At 73.7% G+C, this 15112-nt stretch carries 16 protein-coding genes; 9 read left to right on the top strand and 7 right to left on the bottom strand.

Features of this window, described 5'->3' with window-relative positions; translation table 11 throughout:
- Positions 1 to 39: 39 nt before the first annotated feature.
- From ABGB12_RS13010 to ABGB12_RS13000, 3 genes are read right to left on the bottom strand one after another with little or no spacing between them, the layout of a single operon-like run.
- A complete protein-coding gene (locus ABGB12_RS13010; protein WP_347677365.1) occupies positions 40 to 987 on the bottom strand; it encodes a VWA domain-containing protein in 948 nt (315 codons plus the stop codon).
- Positions 984 to 1868: a DUF58 domain-containing protein gene (locus ABGB12_RS13005; protein WP_347677363.1), complete on the bottom strand. Its 885-nt coding sequence runs from the start codon at positions 1866 to 1868 to the stop codon at positions 984 to 986. The genes ABGB12_RS13010 and ABGB12_RS13005 overlap by 4 nt, the downstream gene beginning before the upstream one ends.
- Positions 1868 to 2848, bottom strand: coding sequence for a MoxR family ATPase (locus ABGB12_RS13000; protein WP_347677723.1), 981 nt, complete (start codon positions 2846 to 2848; stop codon positions 1868 to 1870). Before ABGB12_RS13000 ends, ABGB12_RS13005 begins: the two co-directional genes overlap by 1 nt.
- Before the next feature lie 123 nt (positions 2849 to 2971).
- On the opposite strand from ABGB12_RS13000, the gene ABGB12_RS12995 reads away from it, so the two are divergent.
- Together ABGB12_RS12995 and glpK are read left to right on the top strand one after the other, a co-directional pair.
- Complete coding sequence (locus ABGB12_RS12995) at positions 2972 to 3721, top strand: hypothetical protein (protein WP_347677361.1); 750 nt, start codon at positions 2972 to 2974, stop codon at positions 3719 to 3721.
- 47 nt (positions 3722 to 3768) lie between these two features.
- Positions 3769 to 5244 (top strand): glycerol kinase GlpK, encoded by a 1476-nt coding sequence (gene glpK, locus ABGB12_RS12990; protein ID WP_347677359.1) that lies wholly within the window; start codon positions 3769 to 3771, stop codon positions 5242 to 5244.
- 20 nt (positions 5245 to 5264) lie between these two features.
- On the opposite strand, the gene ABGB12_RS12985 is transcribed toward glpK, so the two are convergent.
- Positions 5265 to 5873 (bottom strand): LysE family transporter, encoded by a 609-nt coding sequence (locus ABGB12_RS12985; protein WP_347677357.1) that lies wholly within the window; start codon positions 5871 to 5873, stop codon positions 5265 to 5267.
- A gap of 58 nt (positions 5874 to 5931) precedes the next feature.
- Positions 5932 to 6720 carry a type II CAAX endopeptidase family protein gene (locus ABGB12_RS12980; RefSeq protein WP_347677355.1) on the bottom strand — a complete coding sequence of 263 codons (789 nt, stop codon included), beginning with the start codon at positions 6718 to 6720 and terminating at the stop codon, positions 5932 to 5934.
- Between the two features lie 119 nt (positions 6721 to 6839).
- On the opposite strand from ABGB12_RS12980, the gene ABGB12_RS12975 reads away from it, so the two are divergent.
- The 3 genes from ABGB12_RS12975 (at position 6840) to ABGB12_RS12965 (ending at position 9746) form a co-directional block, all read left to right on the top strand.
- A complete protein-coding gene (locus ABGB12_RS12975; RefSeq protein ID WP_347677353.1) occupies positions 6840 to 7679 on the top strand; it encodes a DUF4253 domain-containing protein in 840 nt (279 codons plus the stop codon).
- Positions 7680 to 7682: 3 nt separating this feature from the next.
- On the top strand, positions 7683 to 8654 hold the full coding sequence (locus ABGB12_RS12970; RefSeq protein ID WP_347677351.1) for a hypothetical protein: 972 nt from the start codon (positions 7683 to 7685) through the stop codon (positions 8652 to 8654).
- Between the two features lie 141 nt (positions 8655 to 8795).
- Positions 8796 to 9746, top strand: a complete 951-nt coding sequence (locus ABGB12_RS12965; protein WP_347677349.1) for a hypothetical protein — start codon at positions 8796 to 8798, stop codon at positions 9744 to 9746.
- Between the two features lie 4 nt (positions 9747 to 9750).
- Here ABGB12_RS12965 and ABGB12_RS12960 read toward each other — a convergent pair whose 3' ends face one another.
- The gene (locus ABGB12_RS12960; RefSeq protein ID WP_347677347.1) at positions 9751 to 10713 is read right to left on the bottom strand and encodes a pirin family protein; all 963 of its coding nucleotides are present in this window, start codon (positions 10711 to 10713) and stop codon (positions 9751 to 9753) included.
- 142 nt (positions 10714 to 10855) lie between these two features.
- On the opposite strand from ABGB12_RS12960, the gene ABGB12_RS12955 reads away from it, so the two are divergent.
- Positions 10856 to 11965 carry a hypothetical protein gene (locus ABGB12_RS12955; protein ID WP_347677345.1) on the top strand — a complete coding sequence of 370 codons (1110 nt, stop codon included), beginning with the start codon at positions 10856 to 10858 and terminating at the stop codon, positions 11963 to 11965.
- Here ABGB12_RS12955 and ABGB12_RS12950 read toward each other — a convergent pair.
- The gene (locus ABGB12_RS12950) at positions 11962 to 13101 is read right to left on the bottom strand and encodes an MFS transporter (RefSeq protein ID WP_347677343.1); all 1140 of its coding nucleotides are present in this window, start codon (positions 13099 to 13101) and stop codon (positions 11962 to 11964) included. The genes ABGB12_RS12955 and ABGB12_RS12950 overlap by 4 nt on opposite strands.
- A 90-nt stretch (positions 13102 to 13191) precedes the next feature.
- Here ABGB12_RS12950 and ABGB12_RS12945 point away from each other — a divergent pair, with 90 nt between their 5' ends.
- From ABGB12_RS12945 to ABGB12_RS12935, 3 genes are all read left to right on the top strand, one after another.
- On the top strand, positions 13192 to 13851 hold the full coding sequence (locus ABGB12_RS12945; RefSeq protein ID WP_347677341.1) for a 50S ribosomal protein L11 methyltransferase: 660 nt from the start codon (positions 13192 to 13194) through the stop codon (positions 13849 to 13851).
- Positions 13852 to 13963: 112 nt separating this feature from the next.
- Complete coding sequence (locus tag ABGB12_RS12940) at positions 13964 to 14467, top strand: SigE family RNA polymerase sigma factor (RefSeq protein WP_347677339.1); 504 nt, start codon at positions 13964 to 13966, stop codon at positions 14465 to 14467.
- Positions 14460 to 15110, top strand: a complete 651-nt coding sequence (locus ABGB12_RS12935; protein WP_347677337.1) for a hypothetical protein — start codon at positions 14460 to 14462, stop codon at positions 15108 to 15110. Before ABGB12_RS12940 ends, ABGB12_RS12935 begins: the two co-directional genes overlap by 8 nt.
- Positions 15111 to 15112 lie beyond the last annotated feature (2 nt).

Raw genomic sequence — 15112 nt, 5'->3', positions numbered from 1 at the left:
GCCTAGTGGCCGCGGGGAGGCCGGAGGTCCGTGAGCGGCTCAGGGGAGCCGGGAGAACCAGAGGAGGGACAATGCCCCGGTGGCCATGGCGAGCAGGGCGGCCAGGAGGGTGAAGGTCGAGGTGACCTCCTTGTCCACCACCCGGAAGCCCAGCGAGGTGCCGATGCTCTGGTAGACCTCCGAGAGCTGCTCGGAGTCCTCGGCCTCATAGGCGCGGCCGTCGGTCTGCTCGGCCAGGGCCCGCAGGACCACCTTGTTGACGTCCACGGTGGTGGTCTCGCCCTCGATCGTGACGGTGCCGTAGGGGGTGCCGAAGGCGATCGTGGAGACCGGGACCTTGGCGTCGCGGGCCGCGCCGACCGCCTCGCTGATGGTCCGGCCGTAGGTGTTGTCGCCGTCGGACAGCAGCACGATGTGGGCGGGCGGCGGATCTTCGCCGCTGCTGGAGTCGAACGACCGGATGGCCTGCAGGGAGGCGAACACGGCCTCGCCGATGGCGGTGCGGCGGTCCAGCACGAGGTTGTCCACCGAGCGCAGCGCCGAGCCCCGGTCGGAGGTGGGCGGGGCGACGACGGTGGCGGTGCCGGCGAACGCCACGACCCCCACGTTGAAGCGCTCCGGCAGGCCCTCGATGAACGACTTGGCCGAGGCCTTGGCCGCCTCGAACCGCGACGGAGCCACGTCGGTGGCCTCCATCGACAGCGACACGTCGACGGCGACCATGATCGTCGCCCGTTCCCGCGGCACCTTGACCGGGGCCGCGGGCTGGGCGGTGCCCACCACCAGCAGCGCGAGCGTGACCAGGAACAGGCCTGCCACCAGGTGCCGCCGCCAGGCCGGGCGCTTGGGCGCCACCTGCGAGAGCGTCGGCAGGTTGGTGAAGGGCACGGCGAACCGCTTGGTGCTGCGCTGCCGCAGCACGTACAGCAGCAGGAAGACCGGCACCAGCGGCAGCAGGAGCAGCCATTGGGGGGAGAGGAAGGTCATGTGCGGCTCCCGAGGCGGCGGCGGCGCAGCGCGAACCGCGCGATGTCGATGACCCAGTCGCGGTCGGTGCGCAGCACCAGATGGGCGGCTCCGGCGCGGCGCAGCGCCGCCGCGTTCGCGGCCCGCTGCGCGGACGCGGCCTCCCGGTAGGCGGCGGCGACCCTGGGGGTGAGCATGATCTCCTGGATCGTCCCGGTCTCGGGATCGGTCAGCTCGACCAGGCCGCCCCCGGAGGGCAGGTCCAGCTCCCGGGGGTCGATGATCTCGACGGCGAGGGTCTGGTGCCGGGCCGCCATGCGGCGCATCGGCCCCTCCCACGCCGAGGTGTCGAGGAAGTCGCTGATGACCACCCGCAGGCCGCGGCGGCGCTGGCCCCGGTCGAGCGAGGTGATCGCGGCGGCCAGGCCCATCGAGCCGCGGCCGATCTCGGTGCGCTCGACCTCGCGCAGCAGCGAGTACAGCCCGGTCCTGCCGGTGCGGGCGGGACGGCGGCGCAGCCCGTCCCGCTGCATGAGGTAGGCGCCGACCCGGTCGCCCAGCCGGGTCGCGGTGAACCCGACGGCGGCCAGCGCGGCGACGGCCAGCTCGCGTTTGGCGTAGTCGGCGGTGCCGAAGTCCATGCTGGCCGTCAGGTCGACCAGCGCCCAGGCCTCCAGCTCGTGGTCGGCGATGAGGTCCCGTACGTGCGGGACGGCGGTGCGGGCCGTCACCGACCAGTCCATGTGCCGGACGTCGTCCTCTCCCGGCTGGTAGGCGCGGGCCTCGGCCAGCTCGCTGCCGGGCCCCGGCAGCAGCCCCAGGTGCTCGCCGCCCAGCAGCCCGTCGAGCCTTCCGGTCACCTTCAGCTCCAGCCTGCGGAGCCTGTCCTCGGGAATGCGCATCAGACGGGGCCGTGGTTCCAGACGACGCGCGGAGGCGGCACGCAGGCCAGGATGCGGGCGATGAGCTCGCCGGGGGAGACCCCGTCGGCGACCGCGTCGAACGACAGCACCAGCCGGTGGGTGAGCACGTCGCGGGCCACGTCGTGCACGTCCTCGGGCAGCACGAAGTCCCGGCCGCGCAGCAGGGCCAGCGCGCGGGAGGAGGAGACCAGGCCGAGGGTGGCGCGAGGGCTGGCGCCGATCTCGATCAGCGGGCCCAGGTCGGGCATGCGGTAGGCGGCCGGCTCGCGGGTGGCCATGACCAGCCGGACGATGTAGTCGGCGACCAGCTCGTGCACCGCCACCCGGGAGGCGGTGCCCTGCAGGTCCTGCAGCAGGTCCGGGTCGAGCACCTGCTCGGGGACCGGGGGCGTGGCGCTCATCCGGCGCAGGATGAGCAGCTCGTCGCGGGCGTCGGGGTAGGACACGTTGATGCGCATGAGGAAGCGGTCGCGCTGCGCCTCGGGCAGCGGGTAGACGCCCTCGGACTCGATCGGGTTCTGGGTGGCCAGCACGATGAACGGCCTGGGCAGCGGGAACGTCCGCCCGGCCAGCGACACCTGCCGTTCCGCCATGACCTCCAGCAGCGCCGACTGCACCTTGGCGGGCGCGCGGTTGATCTCGTCGGCCAGCACGAAGTTGGCGAACACCGGCCCGAGCTCGACGTCGAAGGACTCGCTGGAGGGGCGGTAGATGCGGGTGCCGACGATGTCGGAGGGCACCAGGTCGGGGGTGAACTGCACCCGGGCGAAGGTGCCGCCGGTGACCTGGGCCAGCGAGCTGACCGCCAGGGTCTTGGCGACGCCGGGGACGCCCTCCACCAGGCAGTGGCCTCCGGCGAGCAGGGCCACCACGAGCCGCTCGACCATGTGCTCCTGCCCGACGATGACCTTCTTCACCTCGGCCAGGGCGCGCTCGAGCAGCACCGAGGCCTGTTTCATGTCATCGGCGACAGTCACACTCGCCCCTTCACCCCGAATTCCGAACTTTGTTGTCCGACCCTACGTGAATTACCCCTCGGTCCGGAGCCGACACGAGGAGAGAGATCGCAGTAGGGTGCGGGCATGACCGCCCCACTCGGCCCATTCCGGCTGACGGCCAGGATCCTGTCCTCGCCCGCCGGTATCGTGTACGCCGCGCTCGACCCGGCGGGGCGTCAGGTCCAGGTGGCGCTGCTGACCAGGGGAGCGGCCTCCGACCCGGCGGCCCGCGACAGGTTCGCCGCCGCGGTACGGGAGTCGGGTCCGGAGGTGAGCGCCGCCGACACCGAGGACCAGGGGCCGTGGGCGATCGGCACCGGGAACCTGGCCGGGCTGCTGGAGCCGGTGCTGCTGCGGGACGAGGCGAAGGGCCCGCAGTTCCTGCACCACTGGGCCGGACGGGGCGAGGACCCGGCCTTCCCCACCGGCCGGCGCGCGGGCGAGGCGGGGAAGAACGCGACGAAGGCCGAGTACCCCACCTTCACCGGCTCCCCGGGAACGGGGAACTGGAGCACCGACGGCACGCTCTCCTCGGCGGCGAGCCGGGCGCTGGTCGTGCTGGCCCTGCTGGTCCTGGCGCTGCTGCTCGTCGGGATCGTGGTCCTGCTGGTCTGGCTGCTGCGCTCCCAGCCGGAACCGCTGCCGGCCGAGCCGGTGCCGACCCTCACCACCACCGAGCCGGCCTCTCCCTCCCCCTCGCCGACCCCGTCCGGGAGTTCGGGGACCCCCACGCCCGACCCGTCCGGCTCGACCCCGATCCCCACCCTGCCGGGGCCCGGCCAGGGCACCGGACCCACACCCTGGCCGGACGACGGCGGGGATAATCCGCTGTGATCGCGGTTAGATAAGCGAGGACGCCGACCGCCGGAAGGACCACCGCCGTGTACATCGCCGCGATCGACCAGGGCACGACCTCCAGCCGCTGTCTGGTGTTCGACGAGACGGGCCGGGTGGTGGCCGACGCGCAGGAGGAGTTCACCCAGATCCTGCCCCGCCCCGGCTGGGTCGAGCACGATCCGGTGGAGATCTGGACGTCGGTGGAGACGGTCGTGGCCCGGGCGCTGGAGCGCGGCGGGCTGAGCGTGTCCGACCTGGCGGCCGTGGGCATCACCAACCAGCGCGAGACCACCGTGGTGTGGGACGCGGCGACGGGCGAGCCCGTGCACAACGCGATCGTCTGGCAGGACACCCGCACCGACCGCGTCTGCCGGGAGCTGGAGGGGGCCGTCGGCCGGAACCGCTTCCTGGACTCCTGCGGGCTGCCGCTGGCCACCTACTTCTCCGGCCCCAAGCTGCGCTGGCTGCTGGAGGAGGTGCCGGGCCTGCGCGAGCGCGCCGAACGCGGCGAGGTGCTGTTCGGCACGATCGACTCGTGGCTGATCTGGAAGCTCACCGGAGAGCACGTCACGGACGTCACCAACGCCTCGCGCACCATGCTCATGAACCTGCGGACCCTGGACTGGGACCCGCACACCCTGGAGGCGTTCGGCGTCCCGGCGGGCATGCTCCCGCGGATCCGCTCGTCCGCGGAGGTCTACGGCACCGGCAGCGGCGTGCTGGAGGGCGTGCCCGTGGCCTCGGCGCTGGGCGACCAGCAGGCGGCGCTGTTCGGCCAGTGCTGCTTCGATGAGGGCGACGCCAAGAACACCTACGGGACCGGAGCGTTCCTGCTGCTCAACACCGGGACGCAGCCGGTCGCCTCTCAGCACGGGCTGCTGACGACCGTCGGCTACCGCATCGGCGACGAACCGGCCTCCTACGCGCTGGAGGGCTCCATCGCGATCGCCGGGGCGCTGGTGCAGTGGCTGCGCGACAACCTCGGCATGATCTCCTCGGCGGACGAGATCGAGACGCTGGCCCGCACCGTGGACGACAACGGCGGCTGCTACTTCGTGCCGGCCTTCTCCGGGCTGTTCGCGCCCTACTGGCGGTCGGACGCGCGCGGCGTGATCGTCGGCCTCACCCGGTTCGTCAACCGCGGGCATCTGGCACGGGCGGTACTGGAGGCCACCGCCTGGCAGACCCGCGAGATCGTCGACGCGATGAACGCCGACACGGGGATCGTGCTGGACTGCCTGAAGGCCGACGGCGGCATGGTCGTCGACGAGCTGTTCATGCAGATCCAGGCGGACGTCCTGGGTGTCCCGGTGGTGCGTCCGCGGATCAAGGAGACCACCGCGCTCGGCGCCGCCTACGCGGCGGGCCTGGCCGTCGGCTTCTGGAGCGGAAAGGAGGAGCTGCGCGCCCAGTGGAAGGAGGACGGCCGCTGGACGCCCGCCATGACGGCTCAGGAGCGGGAGTCCGAGCACACCCGCTGGCGCAGGGCGGTGAACCGGACCTTCGGCTGGGAGGAGTGACCCCGGCGGAGCAGCCGGAGTCAGACGATCAGGCCCACGGCCAGCACCGCGATGATGAGCGCCGCGGCCAGCGAGGTGAGGGTGCGGGCGCGCGGGCCGCTGAGGGCGCGGCCCAGCAGCGCGCCCCCGCAGGCCAGCAGGAGCTGCCAGCTCAGCGAGGCGGCGAACACGGCGAGGACGAAGACCGCCTCGCCTGATCCGGTGAGCTCGTCCTCGGCCTGGCGGCCCAGCACCAGCGCGGCGAAGTAGACGACGGTCATCGGGTTGAGCATGGTGAGGCCGAGCAGCGCCAGGTAGGCGCGGCCGGAGCGGTCGAGGCGGGGGACGTCGCGCCCCGCGCTCTCCTGGAAGGCGCCGTGGGCGGTCCAGGCCGCCATGCCGAGCAGGACCAGTGCCGCGAGCAGGCGCAGGGGGCCGGCGATCGGGGCGATCAGCGTGCTCAGGCCGGCCCCGCCGAGTACCGCCGCCAGCGCGTACAGCCCGTCGGCGGTGGCGACTCCCGCGGCGGCCGCCGCGCCCACCCGCAGGGAGGTGCGGGCGCTCAATCCCATGATCAGCGCGCCGATCGCGCCGAGCGGGACCGCCACCCCGTAACCGGCCAGCAGGCCGGAGACCAGTGCTTCCACCATGCCGGGTGAGTCTGGCCCATGACCGGTGACCTGGGCAAAGGGTTTCCCGCGAGGGAGGTCAGCGGGTGGGCAGCCAGCCGACCCTCCCGGCGAGCAGCACCCAGCCGACGAACGCCACGATGTCGATGAGGGCGTGCGCCACCAGCAGCGGCATCACCCGGCCCCACCGGCGGTACAGCCGGGCGAAGATCAGGCCCATCACGAAGTTGCCGACCAGCCCGCCGATGCCCTGGTACAGGTGGTAGGAGGCGCGGAGCGCGGCGCTGGTCAGGTCCGCCTTCCAGTCCGGCCAGCCGAACTGGCCGAGCCGGTGCAGCAGGTAGCCGAGGATGATGACCTCCTCGACGACCGCGTTCTCGACCGCCGACAGCACCAGTACCGGGATCCGCCACCACACGTCCCCCAGCGTCGTGGGCACGACGGTGAGGTTGGCGCCGAAAGCCCGGGCCAGCAGGTAGAGCACCAGCCCGGATCCGCCGATGAACGCCGCGACGGCGGCGCCGTACCCCAGGTCGCGGGCGCGCGGCCGCCAGTCCACGCCGAGGGCGCGGCCCATCGGCTCGCCCGAGCGCCCCAGCAGGTGCGCCACCAGCGCGACCGGTACCAGCGCCGAGGCGATGGAGAACAGCTGCCAGGCCAGTCCGAGCCAGGGGCGGCCCGGCGCGGAGTCGGTGACCAGGGAGGCCGTCTGCTCGTTCAGTGCCCTGGAGGCGGTCACCGATCCCAGGAAGGAGATGACCGCCGCCACGCCCGAAGCGCCCAGCGAGAGCGCGAGAACCAGCCAGACCTCCTGGCCCAGGACGCGGCGGGACGGCAGGGTGGGGGAGAGCGGGATCTCACGGGTCACGGCACCGATCGTCGCATGTCGGCGACCGAGGGTGTCAAACCGGACACAGGGGTGGCAGTAAGGTCCTGGAATACGCCAAGATCCTAACTTAGGTACGGGCAAAATCGGAGTGGTCGATCATGGACGATCACCGGCGCGGCAGGGCGCTGCCGGCGGGTGTTTACCGGCTGTTCGCCGACGGCGGCAACGGTCGTACGCTCAACGTGCCCCTGCCCGACGGGGCGGTGGTGTGGCCCGACCGCAGCTACCGCAGGGACCACCCGGTGACGCGGCCCGCGTTCTGGCTGAGCGACGCGCCGGTCACCGCGGACGTCTGGCGCGCGCTGGCCGCCGAGCACCCCTATTCGGGGCTGTGGCCGCTGCTGCTGGACGAGTCGGCCCAGCCGTGGTCGGCCGGCCAGGTCGCGCCCGAGCCGGAGTCGGAGATCGATGTGTACGACCCGGCGCTCTTCATGGCCGAGGTCTGGCAGGACATGATCGAGCCGAGGCTGCGCTACGGCGACGACTTCGACGACCTGGCGCCGTTCGGCAAGTACTGCCCGGGCCTGGCCCCGCCCGGCGAGCCGATGGCCGAGCCGCAGGAGGCCGCCGACTGGTACGCCGGGCAGATCGCCGACGGCCTGACCACGCTGCTGGGCCTGGTGGCCGCCTCGCGCAGCGCCGACGCGCTGGCCGTCATGGGCTGGCAGGGCGCGCTCAACCACAACCAGTGGACGGCTCCGCTGGCGGCCGTCGTGCGCAGCTGGGAGGACAGGTTCGGGGTCAGGCTGGTGCGGGTGGGGTTCAACACCCTGGAGTTCAGCGTCTCGGCGCCGCCCCGCGAACTGGAGCACGCCGTGCACATCGCCGCCGAGCACTGGGCGTTCTGCCCCGACGTCATCGCGCAGGGCGCCGGCAGCCTCGAGGCCTACGCCGCGGAGCTCGTCGGCCGCAACGCCTGGTCCTTCTGGTGGGATTGACTGATGTCCCGGCTCTCCGGTGTCCTGGCCGCCCTCCCCGCGCTCCTGCTGCTGTGGTACCTGCCTTCGCTCGGTGAGCTGTACTGGTGGCGGGAGCAGACCCGCTACGGGGCGGACGGCGACCGGCGGGAGATACCGGGGTTCCCGGGCCCGCCGGACTGGACGCCGCACACCCTGGTCGCGCTGGCGGCCTGCGCGCTGGTCCTCGGCGTCTGTCTCGTGGTGTCGGTGCGGCGGCCGGTGTTCGGGTTCGTCGCGGGCGTGCCGCTGACCGTCGCGGGCGTGTACGGGATGCTCTCGGTGGACCATCCGCGGGCCCTGGTCGAGAAGCTGGGGTTCCTGTCGCTGCCCGGCCCCGACGTCACGGCCGAGCAGCTGCGCTCGGGGACCATGAGCCACCTCGGCCAGGGATCGTGCCTGCTGGCGGGAGGCGCCCTTCTCGCCGCCGCGTTGTGCGGTCTTCTCCCGTCACGCCGCCCGCCGCTGAGCGCGCCGCTCGGCGCCCTGGCGGGGCTGGCGGTGATGGCGTTCGCCTGGGGATGCGTGATCGAAGGCGGTACCAGGTACACCGAGGCACGGCCCGCGCTGACGGCCCTTGCCGCGCTCCTGCTCGGCTGCGCGGCGGGGGCACGGCGACTGCCCGCCGTCGCGGCCCTGGCGTGCGGTCTGCCGGTCTTCGCGCTCGGGCTCACACATGTCCTGGAGAAGGGCGTCCTGACCGGGATCGTCAACGTGGTGCTGCCCCGGTCGCTCGACAGCGGCGAGCACATGCTGCTGCTGCGCGGCTCCGTGTTCGCGTCCGCGATCCCGATGCTGGTGATGGGCGCCGCGCTCGTGGTCGCGGCGCTGGGACGGGTGAAGGACCGTGGTCGGGTCACCTCCTCCAAGCGGCCCGCCCGCCCCGTCCCGGCCGCGCGCCGGGGGCGGACGGGTGGGACGGGACGGGCGGCCCGCCAGAGGCAGGCCGCTCGCTGAGGCGTCCCGGCCTCCCGGCCGCGGACTCCGGCGGGCCGGGCGGCGGCCCAGGACGTGACCGTACGGGACTCCGGTCCCATGCGCCTGGGCGGCGGGGCCGTTCATTCTTTCTGCAGGGCATTCCCGGCGGAAGGAAAGATCTTGCTGCGTTACAGGCTCCTCGGTGCGGCCTCGGGCCTGCCGGCCCTCTTCGCGTTGTGGTACTTGCCTTCGCTCGGTCAGCTGTACTGGTGGCGTGAGGGGAACTCCTATGGAGCGTCCGGGGACTGGGCGTCCGGTGATCCCGCCGAGATACTGCGCGCCTTGAATCCGCCGAACTGGAGCGTCCGCGCGGTGGTCGCGTCGGTGCTCTGCGCGCTGGCGCTCGGCGCGGCTCTCGCGGCGTCGAGGCGGCTGCCGGCGCTGGGAGTCGCGGCCGGGCTGCCGCTGGCCGCCGTGGGCGCCTACGCGCTGGTCCGTCGAGAGGACATCGGTGCCCTGGCCCGGTTCCTGCCGTTGCCCGGAGGCCCGGAGGTCTCCTCCCGGCAGTTGCGGGAGGGCACGGAGATCTACCTCGGCCAGGGGATGTGCCTGCTCGTGGGAGGAACGCTGCTGGCCGCCGTGCTCTGGGGGTCGCGTACGTCCCGCCGCTCGCCGTGGAGACCGCTTCCCAGCGCCGTGGTGGGGTTGGTGGTGCTGGTGGCCGCCTTTGGCTGTTCCTTCGATTCGCGAGTCTGGGTCATGCCTGACGTGCTGGACACCGTGATGAGGGTCGGGCTGACGGCGGTGGCGGCCATCCTGTTCGGCTGGCTGGCGGCGTTCCGGCGCCTCTCGCCCGCCGCGCCCCTGGTGTGCGGCGTTACGGCACTCATACTCGGCGTGGACCACCTGTTCAGCGGCGAAGCGTTCAGTGGGCACCTTCTGCTCAAGCTGAAACAGAAGATGCTGTCCCCGACGCTCTTCGAAGACCACTATTACGAGGCCATTGAGCTGGGCGGGCACATCCTCGCCGGGGGGACCCTGCTCGTGATGCTGGGTGGCGCGCTCGTGGTGGCGGCCGTCGCGCGGTTGACCGTCCGCGAGCCGTCAGCCGGGGACGGGCCGCCCGCCTAGCGTCTCATCTCTCCCGGCCGCGGGACTTCAACGGGACGGGCGGCAGTTCCGGGGCCGGGATGCGCGGCCCGCTGTAGCCGTGGACGACGCCCAGGGAGTCGCCCGTCATCCAGGCCTCACGCGCGGCCGCGATCTCCTCGCCGGTGCGGGCCACGAAGTTCCACCACATGACCAGCCTCTCCTCGAACGGCACTCCGCCCAGCAGGAGGACCCGGGCGGGGGAGAGGGCCTCCAGCGGCAGGACGTCGCGCCCGCTGCCCAGGTAGACCAGCCGGCCGACGGGGGCCTCGGCGTCCGCCACCCGGACGTCGCCGGACATGGTGAGCACCGCGTACTCGAAGTCGGGCTCCAGCGGCAGGCCCGTGCGCGCCCCGGAGTCCAGGCTCAGGTCCGCGCCGGTGATCGGGCTGAAGACCCGGCCGGGGGACAGCACGCCGTCCAGCTCGCCGAGGAAGACCGTCGCCCGCACCCCCGGCGCGGTGATCACCGGGAGGTCGGCGTGGTGGGAGAAGTCCGGGGCGGTGTGCCGGTGGCCGTCGGGCAGGGCCACCCACAGCTGCGCCCCGTGCAGGACCGGGTCGTGCGGGACGGGCGACTCCTCCGAGTGCGCGATGCCCCGGCCCGCCGTCATCAGGCCGAGTTCGCCCGGCCGGATGGTCTGCAGGCTGCCGAGGCTGTCGCGGTGCAGGACGTTCCCGGCGTGCAGCCAGCTGACCGTCTGCAGCCCGATGTGCGGGTGCGGGGCGACCTGCATGCCGGGCGCGTCCGCGATGTCGTCGGGCCCGTAGTGGTCGAGGAAGCACCAGGCCCCGACCATCCGCCGCCCCAGCGTCGGCAGCAACCGCAGGGCCTTGCTCTCCCCGAGCCGTACCTCCTTGACGGGCAGCTGCTCCAGCACGGGTCGGGCGGACGCGGCGGCGGTGCCGCCGATCACGCCGGGCACCGGACGGGTCTCGAGATCGCTCATATTCCTCACCGTACTCGCCGGGGAGAAAGTCGATCTCCACCGGAAGGACGGGGAGTTCCATGGTGACCGGGGGCGGGGTAGCGGTTACCGTGAGTCTGACCGGGAGTGCGGGAACAGCGGAGACGGCGGTGGTGGAGCGGCGGTGGACGAGGAGCCCGTGGCGGAGCCCGCTTCGGGGCTGGCCGCCGAACTGTGGGATCTGGCCGGGCTCGGCCTGCTGGTGACCGCGCCCGTCCGGGAGCTGGGCCGCGACGTGGTGGTCCATCTGGCCAGGACGGGACTCGAGCGGGCCCTGGAGCAGCCGGCCGTCCGGGAGCCGATCGAACAGGCCGCCCGGTACACGGCGTCGCGTGTCGCGGCCTCCCTCACCGACCGGCTCGCGGGCGAGCTCGCCGCCGCGGCCGAGGGCAACCCGGTGACCGCCGCGGCCCTGGACGTGGCGGGCCGCGCCGCCGACCACCCGTGGTCCCGCGCCGCGCGGCGGCTCGCCCTGCGCAATCCCCTCGCCCGCGCCACCACCGAGAGCCTGGTGGGGCTGACCGAACGGGCCGCGGGCACCGGTCTGGCCCGGGCCGCCGCCGGAGTGGCGCTCGACCCGGTCGTCGACGTCGTCGCCGACGTCATGCTGGACGTGATCATGGAGCTCGGCCCCGAACTCGCCCTGGAGATCGCCGAGGAGACGGCTAGGCAGACCGCCTCGGACCTGGCCGGGACGGTCAGGACCGGCCTGTCCGGGCTCGGCTCGGCCGCCGTGGAGCTCGGCCCGCTCCCGGCCGCAGCGGTCGGCTGGAGCCGGAGCGCGGCCCGCAGCGAGTCGGCCCGGCTCGCCGCACGCACCGCCGGGGAGGTGGCCGCGGCCGTCGAACGGCTCGGCGTGCCCGAGCTGACGGCCAGGAGCGCGCTCGGCGCCGCGGGCTGGGCGGCGCGCACCGACCTGGGCAGGGAGCTGACCGGCATGGCCGAGGAGGTCGTCCGAGCCGCCCTGCGCGACCTGACGCGCGACATCGCCCGCGAGTCCGTCCGCCTGTCCTGGACCCGCGCGGTCGGCGCGCTGCTCGGCGAGGAGCCGCCGCCCCCGCCGGACCCGGCCGCCGGGAACCGGATCGCCCGCCTGCTCGCAGCCCCGGCGCAGGACGCCGCCGCCGGCCTCGCCGTCCGGGTGTCGTTCCGGCTCGCCCCCGCCGCCGTGCCCAGGATCGTGGTCAGCGCGGCCAGGAGCACCCGCGTCCGCGCCTTCCGCCGGACGTCTTAGACGGAGGCGGGGCGCAGGAACCCGGCGGAGGCGGTCATCACCGCCAGTCCCGCGGTGACCAGCGCGAAGGAGACGGGAAGCGAGGTCAGCGAGGCGATCCCGCCGATGGCCGCGGGGGCGACCAGCAGGCAGGAGTAGGTGAGGGTGGCGATCCCCGCGACGCCCTGGCCGGGATCGGCGGCGGCCCTGCCCCCGGCGGTGAACGCCAGCGGGATCACCACCGCGACGCCGAGACCGATGAGCCCGAACCCGGCGATCGCCGGGAGGGGGTCGCGGGCCAGGACGACCGCGAGCCCGCCGAGCAGCGCCAGCACGCCGCCGAGCCGCACCGTGCGGACCGGGCCCAGCCGTGCCACCACGGCGTCCCCGCCCAGCCGGGCCAGCGCCATCGTGAGCGCGAACGCGGTGTAGGACACCGCCGCGACACCCTGTCCGGCCCCCGCGACGTCCCGCAGATAGACCGCGCTCCAGTCGGCGGCCGCGCCCTCGGCGAGCACCGCGCAGGCTCCGACCAGGCCGATGCCGAGCACCTCCCGTCCCGGGAGCGCGAAGTGCGGCGGCGCCACCGAGTCCAGGCCCGGCCGGGAGGCGGGAAGGAACGAGGAGACGAGCAGCCCGCAACCCAGCAGGACCAGGGCGGTGACGGCCAGATGCGGCCGGGCGTCGATCCCGGCGTGGGCGGCCAGCACGCCCGTTCCCGCACCGGCCAGCGCCCCGACGCTCCACATCCCGTGCAGCCCGGACATGATGGGGCGGCCCAGCGTCTCCTCGATCTGCACGCCCTGGGCGTTCATCGCCACGTCGGCCAGTCCGCCCAGGGCCCCGTAGACCAGCAGGACCGGCCACAGCACCGCCAGGCCGGGGGCCAGCGGCGGCAGCACCAGGGCCAGGCACCAGCCCGCCAGCAGCAGGCGGGTGGCGGTGCGCCCGCCGATCCGGTGGATGAGCCTGCCCGCGACGGGCATCGCCAGGAGCGTCCCGACGGCGGGGGCGAGCAGCGCCAGCCCCAGCCCGCCCGCCCCGGTCTCGACGCGCTCCTGGATCCAGGGGATGCGGGTGGCGAAGGCTCCGCCCACCGCGCCGTGGACGGCGAACACCACGGCGATCGGAAGCCGCCGGCCGGAGGTTCGTGCCATCTGCCTAACTTAACGGGTGACTTTGTTTACTCAAGGTCTGCTGACCGGGGGAAATGGCGTTGTAAGGATGAGCGGATTAAGGTCATCAAGGTGCAGCCCGACCCCCCGCCGCTCTGCAAGGCGCCAGAAGAGGCGTTCGTTCGTGACCACACGCGGCTGAGAACAGTTCCGTACCTGCCCGAACTCCGACTCCACCAGGCCGACGACCCGTACGGCCTCTGGGAGCACACCGAGGACACCGGCCTGCCGTTCTGGTCCTTCGCCTGGACCGGCGGCCTGGCCCTGGCCCGCCACGTGCTGGACTCACCCGAGTTGGTGCGCGGCCGCAGCGTGCTGGACGTGGCCAGCGGCTCGGGCGTCGTCGCCCTCGCCGCGGCGCTCGCCGGCGCGAGCGGGGTGACCGCCAGCGAGGTCGACCCCTACGCGGTCGCCGCGATCAACGCGAACGCCGACGCCAACGGCGTGTCCGTCACCGCGGTGTGCGAGGACCTCCTGGACTCCCCCCGGATCGACCACGACGTCGTGCTGGCCGGGGACGTCTTCTACGACAAGGCGGTGTCCCGCCGTGTCGAGCCGTTCCTGCGCAGGGCCGCCGAATCGGGCGCCCTGGTGCTGGTCGGCGATCCGGGGCGGCGGTACCTGCCGCGCGGCGCGTTCACCGCGCTGGCCCGCTACGACGTCCCGGTGAGCCGGACGGCCGAGGGCTCCCGGCGCAGGCGCACCACCGTCTGGCAGGTCCCCGCCCGCTGACGCTCCCGGCCCCGTTGGAACTCGCGGTCGAAGCGTGTGATGCTGGTCGCCCTCATCTTTCCGGCGTTCCCGCTGTCGTCGCCGTCGCTGCCGTTTTCATCGGAGGTGCCGTTTGGCCGAGGAGGAGGCGTTCCGGCGGTTCGTCGCCGAACGCTCCGCCGGGCTGCTCCGGCTCGCTTACCTGCTGACCGCCGACCGGGCCGGCGCCGAGGACCTGGTGCAGAACGCGCTGGTCAAGGCGTATCTTCGGTGGCGGAGCATCGAGAGCAATCCCGAGGCCTACGTGCGGCGCGTCCTGGTCACGGTGGCCGCCGACGAACGGCGGCGCGCCCACCGCAGGCACGAGACGGCGGTCGAGGCGCTGCCCGAGACCGCCGACGGCGCCGACCCCTACGCCGGGGTCGACGGGAACGTCCGGCTGCGGTCCGCGCTGGCGGGTCTGCCCGCCCGGCAGCGGGCCGCGGTGGTGCTGCGGCACTGGGTGGGCCTGGAGGTCGCCGAGGTCGCCGAGCTGCTCGGGTGCTCGGCGGGGACCGTCCGCAGCCAGACGTTGCGGGGGCTGGAGAAGCTGCGGGAGGCCTACGGGGTGGCCGTGGAGGGGGAGACCCGTGGATGACAGGGAACTGCTCGGCCTGCTGGCCGAGGAGGCGCCGGTCCCGCGTCCAGGCCTCGCCGACGAGGTCGTCGCCCAGGCCCGCCGTGCCCGGACCCGCCGCCGCTGGAAGACCGCGGCAGGGGGCCTCGCCCTGGCCGCGGCCGTGACGGTCGCGATCCCGTTCGTGCTGTACCGCCAGGACGCGTCGACGATGGACAGTGCGGCGCAAAGGCCCGCCCCGGCGAGCGCGCCGCTCGAGGACCAGGACCGCCCGGACCTGATGGAGGAGAAGGCCGCCGGCCAGAGCCAGGCCGAAGACAGCTCAAGGCCGGACGCCGCCGTCTACGAGGCGGCGATCGACGCCTTCCTGGAGACGAAGACCGGCGTCGCGCAACGCTCCCGTCCCCTGCGGATCCTGGACAGGATCTGCCCGCTGCGCGGCGAGTGCGCCGACCGTCCGCTCGACCGAGACCTCAAACGGGACCTCGCCGCGCGGATGCCGTCGGTGAGGTTCGTCCAGGACACCGCCGCCCTGAACCTCCTGGAGCCTCTGCGGCTGGGCGAGGCCCGGATCGAGGGGGAGAAGGCGCGGGTTCCCGTCTCGGGCGAGCTGCTGCGCCTGGAGCTCCGCCAGGGCCGCTGGCGGGTCGTGGGCGGGCCCTGACC

Origin of the sequence: Actinocorallia sp. B10E7, assembly GCF_039871655.1 — a bacterium.
Taxonomy (GTDB): Bacteria; Actinomycetota; Actinomycetes; order Streptosporangiales; family Streptosporangiaceae; genus Actinocorallia.
Note: the sequence above shows the minus strand (reverse complement) of the source record. Positions and strands in the feature narration are given on the sequence as shown.